This window comes from Enterobacter cloacae complex sp. I1M (assembly GCF_014982425.1).
Lineage (GTDB): Bacteria > Pseudomonadota > Gammaproteobacteria > Enterobacterales > Enterobacteriaceae > Enterobacter > Enterobacter intestinihominis.
Window position 1 is genome coordinate 21,102 of the sequence record NZ_JADCLG010000019.1, and the last position, 20,789, is coordinate 41,890.

21 protein-coding genes are annotated in these 20,789 nt (G+C 55.7%); 5 read left to right on the plus strand and 16 right to left on the minus strand.

The features are described 5' to 3' along the window. Positions 1 to 5 precede the first annotated feature (5 nt). Positions 6 to 980, plus strand: coding sequence for a glyoxylate/hydroxypyruvate reductase GhrB (gene ghrB, locus INF86_RS11385; protein WP_022646684.1), 975 nt, complete (start codon positions 6 to 8; stop codon positions 978 to 980). A gap of 58 nt (positions 981 to 1,038) precedes the next feature. Here ghrB and cspA read toward each other — a convergent pair whose 3' ends face one another. Both cspA and INF86_RS11395 read right to left on the minus strand, forming a co-directional pair. Beyond that, positions 1,039 to 1,251, minus strand: coding sequence for an RNA chaperone/antiterminator CspA (gene cspA, locus INF86_RS11390; protein WP_003860775.1), 213 nt, complete (start codon positions 1,249 to 1,251; stop codon positions 1,039 to 1,041). Positions 1,252 to 1,494: 243 nt separating this feature from the next. Then, complete coding sequence (locus INF86_RS11395) at positions 1,495 to 2,205, minus strand: DUF3053 domain-containing protein (RefSeq protein WP_023299059.1); 711 nt, start codon at positions 2,203 to 2,205, stop codon at positions 1,495 to 1,497. 330 nt (positions 2,206 to 2,535) lie between these two features. Between INF86_RS11395 and INF86_RS11400 the strand changes: the two genes are divergently transcribed. Then, complete coding sequence (locus tag INF86_RS11400; protein WP_003860776.1) at positions 2,536 to 2,823, plus strand: HTH-type transcriptional regulator; 288 nt, start codon at positions 2,536 to 2,538, stop codon at positions 2,821 to 2,823. A gap of 38 nt (positions 2,824 to 2,861) precedes the next feature. Here the strand turns inward: INF86_RS11400 and INF86_RS11405 are convergent, their stop codons facing one another. From INF86_RS11405 to ubiD, 3 genes are all read right to left on the minus strand, one after another. After that, on the minus strand, positions 2,862 to 4,481 hold the full coding sequence (locus INF86_RS11405) for an ABC-F family ATP-binding cassette domain-containing protein (RefSeq protein WP_193543551.1): 1,620 nt from the start codon (positions 4,479 to 4,481) through the stop codon (positions 2,862 to 2,864). 217 nt (positions 4,482 to 4,698) lie between these two features. Continuing rightward, positions 4,699 to 5,400 (minus strand): NAD(P)H-flavin reductase, encoded by a 702-nt coding sequence (gene fre, locus INF86_RS11410; RefSeq protein WP_003860778.1) that lies wholly within the window; start codon positions 5,398 to 5,400, stop codon positions 4,699 to 4,701. A gap of 39 nt (positions 5,401 to 5,439) precedes the next feature. Continuing rightward, positions 5,440 to 6,933 carry a 4-hydroxy-3-polyprenylbenzoate decarboxylase gene (gene ubiD, locus INF86_RS11415; protein WP_088581798.1) on the minus strand — a complete coding sequence of 498 codons (1,494 nt, stop codon included), beginning with the start codon at positions 6,931 to 6,933 and terminating at the stop codon, positions 5,440 to 5,442. Between the two features lie 172 nt (positions 6,934 to 7,105). On the opposite strand from ubiD, the gene rfaH reads away from it, so the two are divergent. After that, the gene (gene rfaH / locus INF86_RS11420) at positions 7,106 to 7,597 is read left to right on the plus strand and encodes a transcription/translation regulatory transformer protein RfaH (RefSeq protein WP_032626529.1); all 492 of its coding nucleotides are present in this window, start codon (positions 7,106 to 7,108) and stop codon (positions 7,595 to 7,597) included. On the opposite strand, the gene tatD is transcribed toward rfaH, so the two are convergent. From tatD to udp, 9 genes are all read right to left on the minus strand, one after another. Continuing rightward, a complete protein-coding gene (tatD, locus tag INF86_RS11425; RefSeq protein WP_032626531.1) occupies positions 7,594 to 8,376 on the minus strand; it encodes a 3'-5' ssDNA/RNA exonuclease TatD in 783 nt (260 codons plus the stop codon). The two genes, rfaH and tatD, sit on opposite strands and share 4 nt — an antisense overlap. Positions 8,377 to 8,417: 41 nt before the next feature. Next, positions 8,418 to 9,188, minus strand: coding sequence for a Sec-independent protein translocase subunit TatC (gene tatC / locus INF86_RS11430; RefSeq protein WP_022646678.1), 771 nt, complete (start codon positions 9,186 to 9,188; stop codon positions 8,418 to 8,420). Positions 9,189 to 9,190: 2 nt separating this feature from the next. Further along, positions 9,191 to 9,733 carry a Sec-independent protein translocase protein TatB gene (gene tatB / locus INF86_RS11435; RefSeq protein ID WP_022646677.1) on the minus strand — a complete coding sequence of 181 codons (543 nt, stop codon included), beginning with the start codon at positions 9,731 to 9,733 and terminating at the stop codon, positions 9,191 to 9,193. 3 nt (positions 9,734 to 9,736) lie between these two features. After that, a complete protein-coding gene (tatA, locus tag INF86_RS11440; protein WP_022646676.1) occupies positions 9,737 to 9,991 on the minus strand; it encodes a Sec-independent protein translocase subunit TatA in 255 nt (84 codons plus the stop codon). Between the two features lie 76 nt (positions 9,992 to 10,067). Further along, positions 10,068 to 11,708, minus strand: coding sequence for a ubiquinone biosynthesis regulatory protein kinase UbiB (gene ubiB, locus INF86_RS11445; protein WP_022646675.1), 1,641 nt, complete (start codon positions 11,706 to 11,708; stop codon positions 10,068 to 10,070). Beyond that, positions 11,705 to 12,310: a ubiquinone biosynthesis protein UbiJ gene (ubiJ, locus tag INF86_RS11450; protein WP_022646674.1), complete on the minus strand. Its 606-nt coding sequence runs from the start codon at positions 12,308 to 12,310 to the stop codon at positions 11,705 to 11,707. Before ubiJ ends, ubiB begins: the two co-directional genes overlap by 4 nt. Before the next feature lie 13 nt (positions 12,311 to 12,323). Further along, on the minus strand, positions 12,324 to 13,079 hold the full coding sequence (ubiE, locus tag INF86_RS11455) for a bifunctional demethylmenaquinone methyltransferase/2-methoxy-6-polyprenyl-1,4-benzoquinol methylase UbiE (RefSeq protein WP_022646673.1): 756 nt from the start codon (positions 13,077 to 13,079) through the stop codon (positions 12,324 to 12,326). A gap of 66 nt (positions 13,080 to 13,145) precedes the next feature. Continuing rightward, entirely contained in the window at positions 13,146 to 14,603 is a 1,458-nt protein-coding gene (gene rmuC / locus INF86_RS11460; RefSeq protein WP_023299053.1) for a DNA recombination protein RmuC, read from the minus strand. A gap of 139 nt (positions 14,604 to 14,742) precedes the next feature. Further along, positions 14,743 to 15,504, minus strand: coding sequence for a uridine phosphorylase (gene udp / locus INF86_RS11465; RefSeq protein ID WP_003860792.1), 762 nt, complete (start codon positions 15,502 to 15,504; stop codon positions 14,743 to 14,745). Positions 15,505 to 15,763: 259 nt separating this feature from the next. Here udp and INF86_RS11470 point away from each other — a divergent pair, with 259 nt between their 5' ends. Next, a complete protein-coding gene (locus tag INF86_RS11470) occupies positions 15,764 to 16,570 on the plus strand; it encodes a dienelactone hydrolase family protein (protein ID WP_023299052.1) in 807 nt (268 codons plus the stop codon). A gap of 47 nt (positions 16,571 to 16,617) precedes the next feature. On the opposite strand, the gene metE is transcribed toward INF86_RS11470, so the two are convergent. Further along, positions 16,618 to 18,879 carry a 5-methyltetrahydropteroyltriglutamate--homocysteine S-methyltransferase gene (metE, locus tag INF86_RS11475; RefSeq protein WP_193543552.1) on the minus strand — a complete coding sequence of 754 codons (2,262 nt, stop codon included), beginning with the start codon at positions 18,877 to 18,879 and terminating at the stop codon, positions 16,618 to 16,620. Positions 18,880 to 18,994: 115 nt separating this feature from the next. Here metE and metR point away from each other — a divergent pair, with 115 nt between their 5' ends. Then, the gene (gene metR, locus INF86_RS11480) at positions 18,995 to 19,948 is read left to right on the plus strand and encodes an HTH-type transcriptional regulator MetR (RefSeq protein WP_015570000.1); all 954 of its coding nucleotides are present in this window, start codon (positions 18,995 to 18,997) and stop codon (positions 19,946 to 19,948) included. Here the strand turns inward: metR and INF86_RS11485 are convergent. Then, positions 19,836 to 20,735 (minus strand): carboxylate/amino acid/amine transporter, encoded by a 900-nt coding sequence (locus INF86_RS11485; RefSeq protein WP_045309031.1) that lies wholly within the window; start codon positions 20,733 to 20,735, stop codon positions 19,836 to 19,838. The genes metR and INF86_RS11485 overlap by 113 nt on opposite strands. Between the last annotated feature and the right edge of the window lie 54 nt (positions 20,736 to 20,789).

The window sequence follows — 20,789 nt, forward strand, 5'->3', positions numbered from 1 at the left end:
TTAGCATGAAGCCGTCCGTCATTTTGTACAAAGCACTGCCTGAAGATCTGCAAAAACGCCTGGAGGAACACTTTACCGTTACCCGGGTAAAGAACCTCAGCCCGCAAACCGTGGCACAGCACGCCGACGCGTTTGCCTGCGCCGAGGGCCTGCTGGGTTCAAGCGAAAAGGTGGATGCAGCGCTGCTGGAGAAAATGCCGAAGCTTCGTGCAACCTCAACCGTTTCTGTGGGCTACGACAATTTCGACGTGGATGCGCTTAACGCGCGCAACATCCTGCTGATGCACACGCCACATGCTCTGACGGAAACCGTCGCCGACACGCTGATGGCGCTGGTGCTCAGCACTGCTCGTCGCGTGGTGGAGGTGGCTGAGCGCGTGAAAGCGGGCGAATGGACGAAAAGCATTGGCCCGGACTGGTTCGGCGTGGACGTACATGGCAAAACGCTGGGGATTGTTGGGATGGGCCGTATCGGTCTGGCGCTGGCACAGCGCGCCCATTTCGGCTTCAACATGCCCATTCTGTATAATGCACGCCGTCATCACGCTGAAGCTGAAGAACGTTTCAACGCCCGTTACTGCGAGCTTGATACGTTGTTGCAGGAAGCCGACTTTGTCTGCCTGATCCTGCCGCTGACGGATGAAACGCGTCATCTCATCGGCAGGGCGGCGTTTGAAAAGATGAAGAAATCGGCCATTTTCATCAACGCGGGTCGCGGCCCGGTGGTCGATGAGAAGGCGCTGATTGAGGCACTGCAAAACGGTGAGATCCACGCCGCCGGTCTGGACGTGTTTGAACAGGAGCCACTGCCGGTGGATTCTCCGCTACTGAACATGCCAAACGTCGTCGCCCTGCCCCACATCGGCTCTGCAACTCACGAAACACGCTACAACATGGCGGCGACCGCCGTGGATAATCTGATTGCCGCGCTCGGCGGTAAAGTGGATAAGAACTGCGTTAACCCGCAGATACAACAGTAGAAACGAAAAAACCCGCCAGAAGGCGGGTTTTTGAATTTTGTGCTACTGGGTTGGAAGCTTACAGGCTTACAACGTTACCAGCTGCTGGGCCTTTAGCGCCGCTTTCGATGGTGAAGGAAACTTTCTGACCTTCATCCAGAGATTTGTAGCCATCGTTCTGGATAGCAGAGAAGTGTACGAACACGTCTTTAGAGCCATCGTCAGGAGTGATGAAGCCGAAACCTTTATCAGCGTTGAACCATTTTACCAGACCAGTCATTTTAGCAGACATAGAAATTACCTTATTAACATATATATTGTGCCTTCCGGCTTGATGGATTGCGTTACAGATTTTTAAGCGATGAAGGAAGGGTCACTACGAAGGGTATCTATGGATAACAATCTGGACTGCTTTACTAAACTGCTTTAGGTCTGTGTAACAAACCGACGAAGATAGTTATACCGATATGGTAGAAGAATGACAAGCGTTATTTTCATCATGCATAAAAAAACCCCGCCGAAGCGGGGGTTTTTCTTATTCCGTTGCAGCGACCGCTGCGCTCCAGGCCTGGCTAAAGGCCTGATGCTGGGACGCCAGCGGCCCTATCAGCGTATTGTACTGACTCGCCTGCTGGGAGGTCGGGAACTGGATACCGTTAGAGACGAAGCTCACCTGCGTACCCTGCTCATTAATAAAGTCACCCACCTGAACCAGCTGCTGAGTAAAGACCTGCGCCGCCGGGATCAGTGGTTGCAAGGCGTTTGACGGCTTGGTCACGACTTTCTCATACACCTGGTCATAAACCGGCTTGAGATCCTCGTCCTGCTTCAACGCGGAGCGCGACGCATCAGCCTGCATTTTGGCATTTTGCAACTGCTGGCTCAGCACCCCAAGGGCGCCGTTGGACTGGCGCAGCGGTTCGCGCTGGGTCATATAATCCTGTGGAACGCGAATGGCATTGACGCTATCCACGACCGGGCGAATGCCCGAATCCATCGCCTGGCTTACCTGCTGTGAATAGCCATACAGAATGGCGTAATCCGACACGAATGGACCAAACTGTTTTTTCTGATCCGCAGTCAGCGTTGGTAAACGCTCGCCGCTACGCATCACTGTATTCTGTAGAAAATCGATAAACGCTTTGCGCTGATCGCCTTCTTTATCGAAACACCCACTCAGGCTAACAACCATCAACAACGCCGCAATAGGCGCAAACCAGCGAGAGCAGGACTTTCCTGTCGCCATTTTATTACTCCTTTCACCCAAAAAGCGCACACCGGCACACGCGTGCCCAACGCTGACAAGGATAGTCCAGGTCAGCCTTGCAAGATAGAGTTTTCATGCAAAACGGGTATTGCCGTTTTTGTACTGACTATTTACAAAAAAATACCTGTGCATCCCTACATATGATTAATCAGGTAATTAGCATAACTATCCATATAGCTGAAACGGGTAAAGCGATCGTTATCGCACAATTAATCACAACCGTGACGATCCTGTGTTTGGTTTAGGGACTATTCTTAACATGCTCTCTGATGTTCATGATCCCGATGTGTGATTTATGAGGAGTTCTCAATGGAATTAAAAGATCCTGAGTTTGAGCTGCTGAGCAGCCTGGAACAGATTATTTTTAAAGATGTACCGCCGACGGTTACCCTGAATCAAAAGTCCAATCCTTTTAGTGAATTTGAGCGTTTACGCAAAGGGTCGGGCCTGAAAACAGATGAGTTCGCAAGAGCGATGGGTGTCAGCGTAGCGATGGTGCTGGAGTGGGAGTCAAAGCGTGAAAAACCTACCCCAGCCGAGCTAAAGCTGATGCGCCTGATCCAGGCAAACCCTGACCTTCGCAAGCAGTTAGCCTGATAAAGTTTGTTTGCCCCCGCCCTTGCGGGGGCTTGTGTTTAGAGGCTTTCACATCGCCATCCCGACTCTTCCCACACCAGCTCATGCGTCAGCTTTAATCCTGCTAAAAACGCTTCATCGTGCGACACCACCAGCAGCGCGCCGGGATAATCGGCCAGGGCCGCTTCAATGGCCTGAACGGAAGCCAGATCGAGGTGGTTGGTAGGCTCATCCAGAAGCAACAGCTGCGTTGCCGCTTCACGCCACAATACGCAGGCCAGTGCGGCCTTCAGGCGCTCGCCGCCGCTTAGATCGGCCAGTGGAAGTGTCACTTTCTCTGCGCCCAGCTGAAGCTGCGCTAAACGGGTACGCAGCGCCCCCTCTTCGAGCGGCGTATTGCCCAGGCTAAGGTGTGTCATCACCGACTGCGACAGATCCAGCCGGGAAAGATGCTGATCGAGATAAGCACATCTGACGGAGACCTTACAGGTTCCCGTAACAGGGGCGGTTTCGCCCAACATCACTTTCAACAGCGTGGATTTCCCACAGCCGTTCGGCCCGCGTAGCGCCACGCGCATCGGGCCATCCATTCGCCAGTTTATCGGGGAGACAGGCACGTGCGGAAGCACCAGTTCTTCCAGCACCAGCACCTGTTTCCCTTCCGGGATTTCACTGCCCGGCAGGGTAAACATCACCGCGTTATCCTCTTCAACCCGCTCGCGTGCCTGGCTGACCGCAGCGTTCAAAGCATGGTTTTGATCGCTATGCTGTTTTTTCCAGGAACCAATACGCTCTTTCGCCGCCCCTTTGTATTTGACCCGTTCAAACGAGGCGATGTTAAGGCTGTCGACCGTGCGAAGCGTTTTGGCTGAACGCCGCAGGCTGTCGTCATGCTCTTTATGCATACGGGCGCGGGTACGCTTGCGCTCGGTGGCAGCATGCTCCAGCGCGGCGCGGGCAGCCAGCTGTTCAGCATCACGCTGGGTTCGATAGTCAGCATAATTTCCGCCGTAGCTGCGCAAGCCCAACGCGCTCAGTTCAAGGATACGCGGTACCTGGGCCAGCAACTCACGGTCGTGAGAGGCCACCAGCACCCCGCCCTGATACCGGGAAAGCTGCTCGTAGAACCACACGCGGCCTTGCCTGTCGAGGTGGTTGGTCGGTTCGTCCAGCAGCAGGTAATCAGCATCCGCGGTGAATGCGCCGCACAGCAAGGCACGAATGCGCTCGCCGCCGCTTAGCTCTGCCGCGCGTTTGTTCGGCTCAAAAGAGGGAAGTTTTGCAGCGATAAAAGCCTGGCTTAGCCGTTCAGCCAGATCCCAGTAACCATCGAGCGTGTCGAGATCGTCGGGTTCATAATGACCGCCGTCGATGCGCGTGCGCGCCGCAAAGATCGCGTCGTAACCAAGCAGTCCGGCAAGAGTCGTATCCGCAGAAATATCCTGCTGCTGCGCCACATAGACGTGTGTACCAAAGCGCTCAATGTGACCGCTGGCGGGTTCATCAACCCCTGCCAGCAGACGCAGAAGGCGTGTTTTACCGCTGCCGTTGCGGCCAACCAGCGCACACACTGACGCATCCAGAGAAAGATTCAGTGGACCAAAAAGGATATCGCCCGTCGCAAACTGACAGGTGACCTGATGCAAAATAAAAGAGGGGGATTGCGCAAAATGAGCCATAAGCACTCCTGAATGAAATCAAAACATCCCCTGCCGACGCGATGCGTTGAGCAAGGATCGAAATTCATCAGTCGTGTTTGTTCATTTTTGGGGGGCGCTCCTGAGGGCGAAATTTAACGGGAACAAGAATAACGGCAATGCGCCGCCCATTTCAAGGTTAAATTTTCACCAGCGCTATTGCCCGAGCGTAAAAAACCCGCCGAAGCGGGTCTCACAATCAGATAAACGCAAACGCATCGCCAAACAGACGATCTTCCCGCGCGTCACGCTCGTTGCAGAACAGGTCGCGGGCAATTTTCGCCATTTCAAAGCGACCGGCAATGTAGATATCGTGCCCGGCCAGCGTTCCGTGATCCTGCAATACCGCAGTCAGCACCGTGCCGCTGCGCCCGCGCCAGCCCTCTTCCGGCTGCTCGACGACCGGCTCGATGCGCAGGTTTGGATGATTGACGCTCAGCGCTTCCAGCTCAGACAGATCGTAAAGGTGCTTCTCTTCACGGCCGCCCCAGTAGATGGTGATATCGCGATTTGGATTACGCGCCAGCGCCGTCAACAGAATAGAGCGGACATAGGAGAAGCCTGTACCACCGGCAATCAGGATCAGCGGACGGTCTTCGTCTTCACGCAGCCAGGCCTCGCCATGAGGAATATCGACCACGATTTCACGCTCTTTCAGGATGCGATCCATCACGGCCATCGCGTACAGGTTAAGCTCAGACGCACCAATATGCAGCTCAATAAATTCCTTCTCTGCTGGCGTTGAGGCCATAGAGAAAGGACGCTTATCACGCTCGTCCATCACGACCATCAGGTACTGACCGGCACGGAATGAGAATGCCGCTTCAGGAACCAAACGGACGCGATATACGGTGTCGGTAATAGCATCTACCGACGTCACTTTACAGCTTAAGGTTGTCATTCGCTCTCTCTGTCGGGAAGTCTATAGGGCTAAACGGTCTTATTCTGCCTTACCGTTATTCATTATGGCCAGCTCGTCCCAGATCGCGTCAATTCGCGCGGTCACGGCAGGATCTTTTTCAATCGGGCGACCCCATTCACGGTCGGTTTCGCCAGGCCATTTGTTCGTGGCATCCAGTCCCATTTTTGAACCAAGGCCGGAAACCGGCGAGGCAAAGTCCAGATAATCAATCGGCGTGTTTTCCACTAACACCGTATCACGCGCCGGATCCATACGCGTGGTGATGGCCCAGATGACGTCATTCCAGTCGCGGGCATTGACGTCATCATCGCAGACAATCACAAACTTGGTATACATAAACTGGCGCAGGAAAGACCATACGCCCATCATCACGCGCTTAGCGTGACCGGCATACTGCTTCTTCATCGTCACCACCGCCAGGCGATACGAACACCCTTCCGGCGGCAGATAAAAATCAACAATTTCCGGGAACTGCTTTTGCAGGATCGGCACGAACACTTCGTTCAGCGCCACGCCAAGTACCGCCGGTTCATCCGGTGGGCGGCCGGTGTAGGTAGAGTGATAAATGGCATCTTCACGCTGGGTAATGTGCGTGACGGTGAATACCGGGAAGTTATCCACTTCGTTGTAATAGCCGGTGTGGTCGCCGTACGGCCCTTCGGGCGCCAGCTCGCCCTGTTCAATGTAACCTTCCAGCACGATCTCTGCGCTGGCTGGCACTTCCAGGTCATTGGAGATGCACTTCACCACTTCGGTTTTGGTACCGCGCAGCAGCCCTGCAAAGGCATATTCCGACAGCGTATCAGGAACAGGCGTCACCGCGCCCAGAATGGTTGCCGGATCGGCACCCAGCGCGACGGAAACCGGGAAGCGTTCGCCCGGATGGGCCGCGCACCACTCCTGGAAATCCAGCGCGCCACCGCGGTGGGATAACCAGCGCATGATGAGCTTGTTTTTGCCAATCAACTGCTGGCGGTAAATGCCGAGGTTTTGACGCTCTTTATGCGGCCCACGCGTCACGGTGAGGCCCCAGGTAATCAGCGGTGCGGCATCTTCAGGCCAGCACTGCATGATAGGAATTTTGGTCAGATCAACCGCATCGCCTTCCAGCACTTTTTGCTGGCATGGCGCGCCGCGCAGGCGTTTGGTGGGCATATTCAACACCTGCTTAAACTGCGGCAGCTTGTCGAACAGGTCGCGGAACCCTTTTGGCGGCTCCGGCTCTTTCAGAAAGGCCAGCAGTTTGCCCACTTCACGTAACGCCGTGACATCTTCCTGCCCCATGCCCATCGCCACGCGGCGAGGTGTGCCAAACAGGTTGCACAGTACCGGCATAGCGTAGCCTTTTGGGTTTTCAAACAGCAACGCCGGGCCGCCCGCGCGCAGGGTGCGGTCAGCGATTTCTGTCATTTCCAGATACGGATCAACAGGAAGCGTAATGCGTTTGAGTTCGCCCTGCTTTTCCAGCAGCGCCAGGAAGTCGCGTAGATCGTGGTATTTCATGCAGTTAATCATGGCCTCTCTGTAAGCGCTTCATTATACGGCGTAAGACCGCGTGATGCTGTAATTTTGTTAAATTAGCGTGAACTTCCACGACTTACTCTCTTTTTCGCCATTATAATCACCTTAGCGATCCCGCCAGGGTTTTGGTATGCTTGCGCCCCGAACAATGGGAAGAGTGATTATGCAGGCCTGGTATTTACTGTATTGCAAACGCGGGCAACTTCAGCGCGCACAGGAACATCTTGAACGTCAGTCTGTTAACTGCCTGACGCCCGTGATCACGCTTGAAAAAATGCAGCGTGGAAAACGCACGACCGTCAGTGAGCCTCTGTTCCCGAACTATCTGTTCGTTGAGTTCGACCCCGAAGTGATCCACACCACGACGATCAGCGCCACGCGCGGCGTCAGCCATTTTGTGCGTTTTGGCGCCCATCCGGCAAGAGTACCGTCATCGGTTATTCATCAGCTCTCTGTCTACCAGCAGCCTGAAGATATTACCGATCCGGAAACCCCTTATGCCGGGGACAGCGTGGTGATCACCGAAGGCGCTTTTGAAGGGTTACAGGCCATCTTCGCTGAACCAGACGGTGAAGCGCGTTCTATGCTGCTGCTCAACCTGCTGAACAAAGAGGTGTTGCAGAGCGTTAAAAACACCGATTTCCGCAAAGTTTAAAACTGCACGCCGAACAGACGACGCACGTTGTCATCGGTTTGGGCTGCCAGCCACTGCGCATCTTCCCCGCGCCAGTACGCCACTCGCTCAGCAATGTGTCCCAGATAAGCCGGTTCGTTACGTCGTGATGCCGGTTTGGGCTGCATATCCCGGGGCAACAGATACGGCGCATCCGTTTCCAGCAACAAACGATCGGCCGGGATTACGGATAACAGCTCGCGCAGCTCCAGCCCACGACGCTCATCGCACACCCAGCCCGTGATACCCAAGTAAAGCCCGCGGTTCAGGCAATCCAGCGCTTCCTGACGGGAGCCCGTAAAGCAGTGCAACACCGCGCCTGGCAGTTTCTCCAGCCAGGGGTCCAGTAGCGCCAGAAAACGTTCATGCGCATCGCGACAGTGCATAAACACCGGCATCCCCAGCTCTGCAGCCAGCGCGAGCTGGGCGGTAAATGCCTTCTCCTGCTCTTCAGGCGTCGAGAAGTTACGGTTGAAATCAAGCCCGCATTCGCCAATGGCAACCACTTCTGGCGTAGCCGCCAGACGATGAAGCGCCTCAGCGCTTTCCTGCGTCCACTGGCTGCTGTCATGAGGATGCACGCCTGCAGTGGACCAGCAGTGTTGATAGCGTTGCGCCAGCTGCCGTGCCTGCTCACTCTCATGCAGATTTGTTCCCGTCAGTAACAGCCCGTTCACGCCGGCGGCAAAGGCGCGCGCCACCACCTCATCGCGGTCTTTCGCAAACTGGGCGCTGGTCAGGTTAAGCCCGATATCAAACATACGTATCCCCATATGACAACCGCCCTGACGGGCGGTTGGTTTTATTCTTTAGTAGTCTCTTCAGACGGCTCGTCTTCTTCGTCCCGGGTACGCCCCTTTCCGACGTAGAAACGAGCGAAGAATACGCCGACTTCAAACAGGCAGTACATGGGTATCGCCAGTAAGGTTTGCGAGAAGACGTCCGGTGGCGTTAACAGCATACCTACGACAAATGCCCCCACCAGGATGTACGGGCGCTTCTTACGTAGATCGTCAGGCGTGGTCACCCCCACCCAGCAGAGCAGGACAATCGCGACGGGCACCTCGAAGGCGACACCAAACGCCATAAACAGCGCCATCACGAAGCTGAGGTAGCTGGCGATGTCCGTCGACACCTGTACCCCTTCCGGCGCGGTATGCGTCAGGAAGCCGAAGGCCAGCGGGAAGACAACGAAGTAGGCGAACGCCATACCGATATAAAACAGCAGCGAACTGGACACCAGCAGCGGAATAACCAGCTTGCGTTCATGCCTGTACAGCGCGGGTGCCACAAATGCCCAGACCTGATACAAAATGACCGGCGCAGAGGCAATCAACGACACCCAGAAGGTCAGCTTGATCGGGGTAAAGAACGGCGAGGCAACGTCCGTTGCAATCATCGTTGCGCCCAGCGGCATCTGCTTAATCAGCGGTGCGGAAACCACCTGATAGATATCGTTGGCAAAATAGACCAGACATAAAAAAATGAGGAAAACCGCAATAATGCAGTTTAACAGACGCTTACGCAGCTCAATGAGGTGCGTAATCAGCGGTTGAGTATCATCTACTGCCATGTTTACGCTTTATCACTCGACGAGGGGGATGATTCGGAAACGGGCGCGGCGGGTTTTACCTCAGCCGTTTTGACCACGGGCTCTTCCGGCGGCACCTGCTTTTTCACTTCGGGCTCCTGCGGCGATTGCTCTGGCGAAGCAGCCTGATGTTCCGCGCTGGAAGGCGTCACACCCTCGCGCTGCTCTTCGCTGCCCTTCACCACCGGATTATGGATGGTGTTTGCTTCATCACTCGCCTTCTCAGGATCGTTAACGCTGTATGAGCGCTTCATGGATTCAGCCGCTTCGCGCAACTCATCCATGGATGCTTTCAGCTCCGGCGTCAGGTTGTCCATGCTCGCCTTTTCAACCTTTTTCAGGCTGTCCTGAAATTCCTGAAGCTTCAGTTCCTGCGCCAGCTCGTTCTGCACGGTCGTTGCCAGCGAACGGAGCGCACGCACCCAGCCCACGACAGTTTTTACCGCAACGGGTAAACGCTGCGGCCCCAGCACAATCAAACCAATCACAAAGACCAGCAGTAACTCACCAAAACCAATGTCGAACACGAATTACACCTGCTCTTTATCGTGACGTTTGGCCTCTTCCTTTTTGGCTTCGTCCTGCTTATCGGCGATAGATTTAGCGGTAAAATCAGCGTCCTGACCGCTTTTTTCCTGCTTATTCTCATCATCGCTCATGGCTTTCTTGAAGCCTTTGATTGACGCGCCCAGGTCGGAACCAATTGATCCGAGTTTTTTCGTGCCGAACAGCAGCACAACAATGACGGCAATGATCACTAACTGCCAGATACTGATACCACCCATGCGTGTTCCCCAGTGATAGATGATTAATTAGTCAGATCGCATTATACGTATGCAATCCCTCGATAGCGACGCTAATTCAGCGTGTTTTTTGCCAGCCAGCAAGCCAGACAACCACACCGGCAGCCATAATCCAGGCTGGCATCATTTCCCAGTCCGGACGATTGATCAACAGCAACGTGCCGCTTATCAGCAGCGTCGCGCCAATTCCGAAGAGATAGCGGGACTGCCCCTGACGCACGCGACTGGATTGAAGCTCGTGCGCGATTTTATCCATGCTGTGCTGAAGGTTCTTGCTCTGACGCAAACTGTCGTAAACCAGTTCAGGAATTTCTGGCATTTTTTCAATCCAGAACGGGCCTTTCTCTTTAAGCGAGCGAACCAGGGCTGGAATACCGACCTGATCCTTAATCCAGGATTCGAGGAACGGTTTCGCGGTTTTCCACAAGTCTAACTGAGGATAGAGCTGGCGGCCTACGCCCTCAACGTAAAGTAATGTTTTCTGAAGTAAAACTAATTGTGGCTGCACTTCCATATTAAAACGACGTGCGGTGTTGAACAGGTTGAGCAGAACATGCCCGAAAGAGATCTCTGAGAGCGGCTTTTCAAAAATTGGCTCACAGACGGTACGGATCGCAAATTCAAACTCTTCCACGTTGGTATCTGGCGGAACCCAGCCTGAATCCACGTGCAGTTCGGCCACCTTACGGTAGTCGCGATTGAAGAAAGCGATAAAGTTCTCGGCGAGATAACGCTTATCCTCTTTATTCAGCGAGCCGACAATACCGCAGTCGATGCCGATGTATTTCGGGTCTTCCGGGTGCTCATAGCTGACGAAAATGTTGCCCGGATGCATGTCAGCATGGAAGAAGCTGTCGCGGAAAACCTGAGTAAAGAAGACCTGCACGCCGCGCTCGGCAAGCAGCTTCATGTTGGTGCCCTGTTTTTCCAGCGCTACCACGTCCGAGACCGGGATGCCGTAGATACGTTCCATCACCATCATGTTCTGACTGCAATAGTCAGAATAGACTTCAGGAACATACAGCATCGGGCTGTCTTCAAAGTTTCGACGCAACTGAATGGCGTTCGCCGATTCACGCAGCAGGTTAAGTTCATCGATGAGCGTTTTTTCGTATTCCCGTACCACTTCCAGCGGACGCAGACGGCGGCCATCCGGCAACAGACGCGGCACCCAGCGAGCCAGGCGATAGATCAGCTTCATGTCCGCTCTGATAACCGGCAGGATATCCGGGCGAATCACCTTAATGACCACCTCTTTGCCATTCTCCTTCAGGCGCGCGGTGTGAACCTGCGCAATAGAGGCAGAGGCCAGAGGCTGAATGTCGAAATCATCAAACCAGGTCTCGATGGGGATATTGCCCATCGCTTCTTCGATTTGTTTCTTCGCTCTCTCTCCGTCAAACGGAGCGACGCGGTCCTGCAATAGCGCGAGCTGATCGGCAATCTGCGGCGGGAAAAGGTCGCGACGCGTTGAGAGCATCTGCCCAAACTTGATCCAGACCGGTCCCAGCTCCTGCAACGCAAGACGCAGGCGTGCGCCCAGCTCCTGATCCTTATGGCGATTCGGCATCCAGAACAGCGTGCGACGCCAAAGCCGAAGCGGCAGGGTGATACGCATTCTGGGGATAAGCTCGTCGAGCCCGTAGCTCAAAAAGGTGCGAACGATAAAATAGAGGCGCCGAATTTCACCAGGCGTCATTTGCCCTCCAGTTTTTCAAGCCGTTTGGTTAACGCATCAACTGCGCGCTCAACTGCCGCGGTCTCTTCTGCAAACCAGGCGACTTCTAAAGGCCCAGGCGCCATACGCCACTCTTCGGTCAGCACCTCGGCAGCATAGCGCTGTTGACGGAGCAGGCCTTTACGCAGGAAAGTGGAACCCGTGCGCAGCGTTTTGCTTATCCCTTCAGCTGCGATGTCGCCGATATAGGGCGCCAGCAGTTCCGCGGGGTCAAATTCAGCCTGATCGCTGAGTGCAACGAAGTTCTGTACCACCTGAATATCGCCCTCGACCTCCAGCTCACCGCTGCGAATAAGCGCCGTCATCTGCTGACGGTCACGCAGTTTTGGCAATACGCTCATGTGCGTAATCACCGAGCAGTCAGCCTCGCCTTCCCACTCCCCCAGAACGTCAAGCTGGCGTTCGCTGAAGACCAGCACAAGCGGCGTCGAGAACTCTTTTAAAACGATACGCAGCACCTTTCCGTTAAGCCGCTGACGTGCGGTTTTCAGCGCCGGGGCGCGATACAGAAAGGCATTCAGTACATTCTCGATGCCTGCGGTGACTAAGGGTTTAATGGGCACGGGAAACCTCCACTCAGAACTTGTAACCACGATGCAGCGCGACGACACCCGCCGTCATATTGAAGTATTCCACGTTTTCAAACTCCGCATCCTGCATCATCGCTTTCAGCGTGTCCTGATCCGGGTGCATTCGGATGGATTCGGCCAGATAACGGTAACTTTCTGCATCGTTTGCCACCAGCTCGCCGATGCGCGGCAGAACGTGGAAGGAATAGGCATCGTAAGCTTTGCTCAGCGGGTCGATAATTGGTTTAGAAAACTCGAGAACCAGCAGTCGGCCGCCCGGCTTCAGCACGCGGTACATAGAGCGCAGCGCTTTATCTTTATCGGTCACGTTACGCAGGCCGAAGGAGATGGTGATGCAGTCGAACGTATTGTCCGGGAACGGCAGCGCTTCGGCGTTGGCCTGAACATATTCAACGTTGCCTACCACGCCGATGTTACGCAGCTTTTCGCGTCCCATTTTCAGCATGGAGTCGTTGATATCTGCCAGCACCACGCGACCGGTTTCGCCAACCAGACGGGAGAATTTAGCGGTCAGATCACCTGTGCCGCCGGCTAAATCCAGTACCTTTTGTCCACGGCGCACGCCGCTGCAATCAATAGTGAAGCGCTTCCACAAGCGATGAATGCCAAACGACATCAAATCATTCATCACATCGTACTTCGCCGCCACGGAATGAAATACGTGGGCCACCATGTCAGCTTTCTGCGCTTTGGCGACAGTCTGAAAGCCAAAGTGCGTTGTGTCTTGTGAATCGTCAACCATCTCAGAGCCTGCTAATCAGTCAAATGTTCGTGAAGTGTAACAGATTGGGCGCATTTGCCCTACGTTTCAACCACCGTGAAAGAAACGTGCCGACTGCGCTTCGGGGGATAAACTCGCCGCTAACCCATTGTCTTCATTGCGGCTATTTTGCTCACCATCGCCTTCACGCAGACGAAACTCTTCGTCCTGAGCCGTAGCCTGCTCCACCAGTTCCGGATTAATCTCGCGTTTAACTTCCACCCCCAGGCTGCGAAACGCCTCCGCCTGCGCCAGCAAATTGCCGCGCCCGGAGGAGAGTTTTTTCATTGCCTGGCGGTAGTTATCCTGCGCGCGATCCAGGCTTTGCCCCACCGAGGACATATCGTCCACAAACAGCCGCATTTTGTCGTACAGCTTGCTGGCGCGATCGGCAATCTGCTGCGCGTTTCGGCTTTGGTGCTCATAACGCCACAGGTTGGCAATGGTACGTAACGCCACCAGCAGCGTGGTGGGGCTGACCAGCATAATGTTATTTTTCAGCGCTTCGGTGATCAGTTCGGGCTGTCTGTCGAGCGCCAGCAGGAAGGCTGGCTCAACCGGAATGAACATCAGCACATAATCCAGCGATCGCAGCCCCGGCAATTGTTGATAATCTTTTCTGCCCAGCAGACGGATATGGTTACGCACGGAGGCGATATGCTCCTGCAACGCTGTTTCGCGGGTATAGTCATCTTCCGCGTTGAAGTAGCGCTCATAGGCCACCAGCGTCATTTTGGCGTCGATAACCACATCTTTGCCCTGCGGCAGACGAACAATGACATCCGGCTGCATCCGCGAGCGCGCATCGTTTTCAATGCTGACCTGCGTTTCGTATTCGTATCCTTCACGCAGGCCAGAGGCCTCCAGCACGCGCGTCATGACCACTTCGCCCCAGTTTCCCTGCGCTTTGTTATCACCTTTCAGTGCGCGCGTCAGGTTAACCGCCTCCTGAGCCATCTGCGCATTCAGCTGCTGGAGATTACGGATCTCATGCGCCAGCGTGTGGCGCTCGCGAGCCTCCTGACCAAAGCTGTCCTGCACCTGACGGCGAAAGCCGTCCAGCTGTTCACGCAGCGGCGTCAGCAGGCTGTTCAGGCTCTGGCGGTTCTGCTCATCCACGCGGCGATTGCTGTGCTCAAAAATGCGGTTCGCAAGGTTCTCAAACTGCTCGCTAAGACGCTGCTCGCTGTTGATCATCTGACGGATTTTGTCTTCGGCGTGCAGTTGGGTGGATTCAAGGCGGGTGGTCACTTCCCGGAGATCGGCCTCCAGCGAGGTGTTAATGTCGCGCAGATTGCGCAGTTCGTTATTGAGCAGTTCACACTCATCGCGCCAGTGGTCACACAGCGCAAGCTGTTGTTTCGTCGCGCTGAGTTCGGCGACGATCTCTTCGCGCTCTGCCAGCTGATCGGCTTTCTGCTGAGCATGTTGGTAGCCGCAAATGAGCCAGCCAATCCCCACGCTCACCAGCGCAACTACCGCATAAACCAGGATTGAGATATCCACAATGCCCCCTGCATCCACGTGTAACCCGCACAAAATAGAATTGTGCTGTATGAACGTCCAGTTTGAAAGGGTTTTCCTGCGAGGCGTTACGCAAAAAAGAAAGGCCGAGCATGTCGGCCTTTTAGCACTGAAGAGAGAATTAGATCAGACGGCGCGCCGCTTCAACCACGATTTTCACCGCATGACTTTCCGTCTGCTTCATGGTTTCAGCGTTCGGGATCTCCTGCTGGGTACGGTTGACGATAACGCCCGCCACCATACCGGCACGCAGACCCTGGCTTGCGCACATGGTCAGCAGCGTCGCAGATTCCATTTCGTAGTTCATGACGCCCATCGACTGCCACTCTTCCATTGAGCCTTTGAAACGGCTCACCACGCGACCAGAGAAGGTGTCGTAACGCTCCTGGCCCGGGTAGAAGGTATCGGAAGATGCAGTGACGCCCACGTGGGTGGTGGCGCCCACGGATTTCGCCGCTTCAACCAGCGCGGTGGTGCATTCGAAATCAGCCACTGCCGGGAATTCCATCGGTGCAAAGTGCAGGCTTGCCCCGTCCAGACGCACGGATGCGGTGGTAACCAGCACGTCGCCCACGTTGATGTGCGGCTGAATGGCGCCTGTGGTGCCGATGCGCAGGAAAGTACGAATGCCCAGCTGTGCCAGCTCTTCAACGGCGATAGAGGTAGACGGGCCACCGATACCGGTAGAGCACACGATCACCGCTTTACCGTCCAGCTCTGCGCGCCAGGTGGTGAATTCGCGATGCGCTGCCAGCTTAACCGGCTTATCCATCAGCGCGGCGATCTTTTCCACACGCTCAGGATCGCCAGGGACGATAGCAAGCGTAGCCCCTTGTAAATCGTTTTTAGTGAGGCCGAGATGAAAAACATCAGACTTAGACATAGGTGACTCCTCTGTGGGTCGGTTTGTCAGAAGAAGTAAAACGGTACTTTACAGAAGCAATGTGCATTATTTCGTGACACACCTCACCATGAATGAAAATGATTGCAGTTAATTTCCATAAAATGGTGATTCACATCACATTAACAAGTTATATCGCCGGGTGCTGCACAAAAGATAGACGCTATAAGGCACTGTGGGTTGTTAACCTGGTGTCTATATTTATCTTTGCGCTAATCCATTCATTGGTACGGAGAATGCCATGACTGAAAAAACCGGTTTTGCACCTGCTGCGGCCCCGCATGCTTCAACCATCGTCTCAACCCCTGAAGAGGCCATTACCGCAGGCGAGACCTCCATTCCCTCCCAGGGAGAGAACATGCCAGCGTACCACGCGCGGCCAAAATCCGCCGATGGCCCGCTGCCCATCGTGATCGTGGTGCAGGAAATATTTGGCGTTCATGAACATATTCGCGACCTCTGCCGCCGTCTGGCGCTGGAAGGTTACCTGGCCGTTGCGCCGGAACTCTATTTCCGTCAGGGCGATCCGAATGATTACAGTGACATCCCGACGCTGTTCAGCAACCTGGTCAGCAAAGTGCCGGACGCGCAGGTGCTGGCCGATCTCGACCACGTTGCCAGCTGGGCAGCGCGCAACGGTGGCGATGCGCATCGTCTGATGGTGACTGGCTTCTGTTGGGGCGGACGCATTAGCTGGTTGTACGCCGCGCATAACCCGCAGCTAAAAGCGGCCGTGGCCTGGTACGGCAAGCTGGTGGGTGAAAAAACGCTGAATTCACCGAAGCAACCTGTTGATATTGCCACGGATTTAAATGCGCCTGTGTTGGGGCTCTATGGCGGTCAGGATACCGGGATCCCGCTTGATACGGTCGAGACCATGCGCCATGCGTTGCGCGCAGCAAACGCGAAGGCGGAAATTGTGGTGTATCCGGAAGCCGGGCACGCCTTTAATGCCGATTATCGTCCGAGCTATCATGCGGAATCGGCGAAAGATGGCTGGCAGCGGATGCTGACATGGTTTAGCCAGTACGGCGGGAAAAAAGCGTAAAAGCAAAAAGCCCGGTGGCGGCTACGCCTGACCGGGCCTACATTTCATCAAGCCTGACGCAAATTCTGCGCCGCCTGCACCATGTTCGCCAGCGCCGCGCGGGTTTCAGGCCAGCCACGGGTTTTCAGGCCGCAGTCCGGGTTTACCCACAGACGTTCCGCCGGGATGCGCTGGGCCGCTTTTTGCAGCAGCGATTCAATCCACTCCACGCTTGGCACATTCGGGGAGTGAATGTCGTACACGCCCGGCCCGATTTCGTTCGGGTAGTCGAACTCTTCGAACGACTCCAGCAGTTCCATGTCTGAACGCGAGGTCTCGATGGTGATCACATCGGCGTCGAGCGCGGCAATGGAGTCCATGATGTCGTTAAATTCGCAGTAACACATGTGGGTGTGGATCTGCGTATCGTCCTTCGCGACGGCCGCGTTGAGGCGGAACGCCTCCACGCCCCACTGTAAGTAAGCATCCCAGTCGCTGCGACGCAGCGGCAAACCTTCACGCAGCGCAGGTTCGTCGATCTGAATGATGCCAATCCCGGCCGCTTCCAGATCCGCAACTTCATCGCGCAGCGCCAGGGCGATCTGTTTGGCGATGGTTTCCCGGGTTACGTCTTCACGCGGGAACGACCAGCAGAGAATGGTCACCGGACCCGTCAGCATGCCTTTTACCGGTTTGTCGGTCAGAGACTGGGCATACTTCGCCCACTCCACGGTAATCGCTTCCGGGCGGCTGACGTCGCCGATTACCACCGGCGGCTTCACGCAGCGGGAGCCGTAGCTCTGCACCCAACCGTTCTGGGTAAAGACAAACCCGTCCAGGTGCTCACCGAAGTATTCCACCATGTCGTTACGCTCGGCTTCACCGTGCACCAGCACGTCCAGTCCTAAACGTTCCTGCTCGATAATCGCCTGTTTGATGTGTTCCGCAATACCGGTGCGGTAGTGATTCGCATCCAGATTGCCCTTTTTGAAGTCCAGGCGCAGGCTGCGGATCTCGGTAGTCTGCGGGAAGGAGCCGATTGTCGTGGTCGGCCACACGGGCAGGTTAAAGCGCGCACGCTGGGCTTCGGCGCGCACTTCATACGGGCTCTGGCGCTGGCTGTCCCGGGCGGTGATGGCCGCCAGACGTTTTTCCACTGCCGGGTTATGCACGCGCGTCGAGTGACGGCGCGCCTGGATCGGAGCGCTCCAGTCGCTAATCGCTGCCGTGTCGCCGCTGTTCAACGCGTCGCGCAGCAGAGCCAGCTCCTCACACTTTTGCAGGGCGAAGGCAAACCAGCTTTTCACCTCAGGGTCGAGTCGGGTCTCCACGCTCAGGTCAATCGGGCTATGCAGCAGGGAACAGGAAGAAGCCACCCACAATTCACGTTTACCGACTATGTCTTTAATTTGTGCATATTTCTCGGTGAGATCGGCACGCCAAACGTTACGACCATTCACCAGACCGGCAGAGAGCAGCCAGTCCACTGGCAGACGCTTGTGCAACTCTGCTACATCGTCTTTGCCGTGAACGAGGTCAACGTGCAGACCCTGAACCGGCAGCGCGGTAATGGTTTTCAGGTTCGGCGTTACGCCTTCGAAGTAGGTGGTCAGCAGCAGCTTCACCTGCCCGGTGAGCGCGTTATACGCCGGTTTGAAGGCGTCCAGCCACGCCTGCGGCAGCTCAAGCACCAGCGCCGGTTCATCGATTTGCACCCACTGAATGCCGCGTTTGCCCAGCTCAATCAGCACCTGCTTATAAACCGGCAAAATGTCGTTCAGCAGGCTGAGGCGGTCGAACTGTTCACCTTTCACTTTGCCCAGCCACAGGTAGGTTATCGGCCCCAGCAGCACGGGTTTCACCTGGTGACCCAGCGCCAGCGCTTCGTCCACTTCATCCAGAAGCTGGGTCCAGGTCAGTTTGAACTGCTGGCCTTTAACGAACTCCGGCACCATATAGTGATAGTTGGTGTTGAACCACTTGGTCATTTCCGCCGCTGCCGCTGGCTCACCCGTTGGCGCGCGGCCACGGCCGATGCGGAACAGGGTATCGATATCCACCGATCCATCGTTGTTCTGATGACGAGCCGGCACGTTGCCAAGCAGCAGGCTGGTGGTCAGAACATGGTCGTACCAGGCGAAATCGCCCACCGGCAGCAGGTCAATGCCCGCCTGTTTTTGCTGATCCCAGTGACGCGCGCGCAGCTCACGTCCCACCGCCAGCAGTTCTTCACGGGTGGCGTTACTTGCCCAGTAGCTTTCTTGCGCTTTTTTTAGCTCGCGACGCAGGCCAACGCGAGGGAAACCGAGAGTGTGAGTGCGGATTGTCATGGTATGCCCCTTGTGAAATTCGTTATTTAGACGTCCAGATGTTTACACATCTATAATTGGCAGGTACTGTATATTCCTCAAGCGCAAAATGTTCATGGCGAAGTGAAGGACTTTCATGATCGAGATAAAACACCTGAAAACGCTACAAGCGTTGCGGAACTGCGGTTCTCTTGCGGCGGCAGCGGCCACGCTGCACCAGACTCAGTCTGCCCTTTCTCACCAGTTCAGCGATCTGGAACAACGCCTCGGCTTTCGTCTTTTTGTGCGTAAGAGCCAGCCTTTGCGCTTTACGCCGCAGGGCGAAATTTTGCTTCAGCTGGCGAACCAGGTGCTGCCGCAGATTGCCAGCGCGTTGCAGTCCTGCAACGAGCCGCAGCAGACCACCCTGCGCATCGCCATTGAGTGTCACAGCTGTATTCAGTGGCTGACCCCCGCGCTTGAGAATTTCCGCCAGAAGTGGCCGCAGGTGGAGATGGACTTCAAGTCCGGCGTCACGTTTGATCCGCAGCCGTCGCTTCAGCAGGGTGAGCTGGATCTGGTGATGACCTCTGATATTCTGCCGCGCAGCGGTCTGCACTATTCGCCAATGTTTGATTTTGAGGTACGTCTGGTGCTGGCCCCGGACCATCCGCTGGCCGCCAAAACGCGTATCACGCCGGAAGATCTGGCAACGGAGACGCTGCTGATTTACCCGGTACAGCGCAGTCGTCTGGATATCTGGCGCCATTTCCTGCAACCCGCAGGCATCAGCCCACAGCTGAAGAGCGTGGATAACACGCTGCTGTTAATTCAGATGGTGGCGGCCAGAATGGGAATTGCGGCGCTGCCGCACTGGGTGGTCGAGACTGTTGAACGCCAGGGTCTGGTGGTTACCAAAACCCTGGGTGAAGGACTGTGGAGCCGGCTGTACGCCGCCGTGCGCGACGGCGAGCAGCGTCAGCCGATTACGGAAGCGTTTATTCGCTCAGCGCGGAACCACGCGTGCGACCATCTTCCGTTTGTGCGGAGCGCGGAGCGACCCAGCGGCGATGTACCCACAGCGAAGCCAGGATCACCGTTCCCCCAATAAGGAAACTCGGCCAGTGCGGCTGTTCCTGCCAGATGGCGAGGTTCACCAGTAGCCCCGCCGGCACGTGCACGTTGTTCATGATCCCCAGCGTTCCGGCGTCTACCTGCGTCGCGCCGTAGTTCCACATAAAGTAGCCCAGCCCCGACGCCACCACGCCCAGCCAGACCAGAACGCTCCACTGCACGGTGGTGGTCGGCAGCTTTTGCGGGTTGCCGAGCATAAACCATGCCGCAATCGCGACAATCGCCGCGCCCATATAGAACCACGCAAACGCGTTATGCTGCGGCATCGGGCGGGTCTCCATGAGGCGTTTGTAGCCCACCATCCCGATGGCGAAGCTGATATTGGCCAGCTGGACGAACATCAGCCCGGTCCAGAAGTGATCGCTCACCTTGTCATAGCGAATTATCGCCGCGCCAATGACTGCCAGCGCCGCGCTCAGCAGATATCCCCAGCGCAGGCGGCGCCTGCTGAGCAGGTCGTAAATCAGCGTGATATAGAGCGGCGTGAGCACGGTAAAGAGCAGAAATTCCGAGACGGAGAGGTAGACGTAAGCCCGGAAGCTGAACAGGTACATGATGCCGAGCTGCATCGCGCCCACCAGCATATACAGCAGAATGGTTTTCAGCGATTGCCCGCGGGTACGCAGGAACGGCAGGAACACCAGCGCCGCCAGCCCCACACGCATCAGCACCGAAAAGTAGCTGTCGACCGATCCGGCAAGGTATTCGCCAATCAGGCTAAAGGAGAAGGCCCACAGAATAGTGGTGATAATGAGTAGCGCCACAATGCTTGTCTCTCAGAAAGAAGGAGAGGCATTGTAGCGAACTCTTTAGTTGAC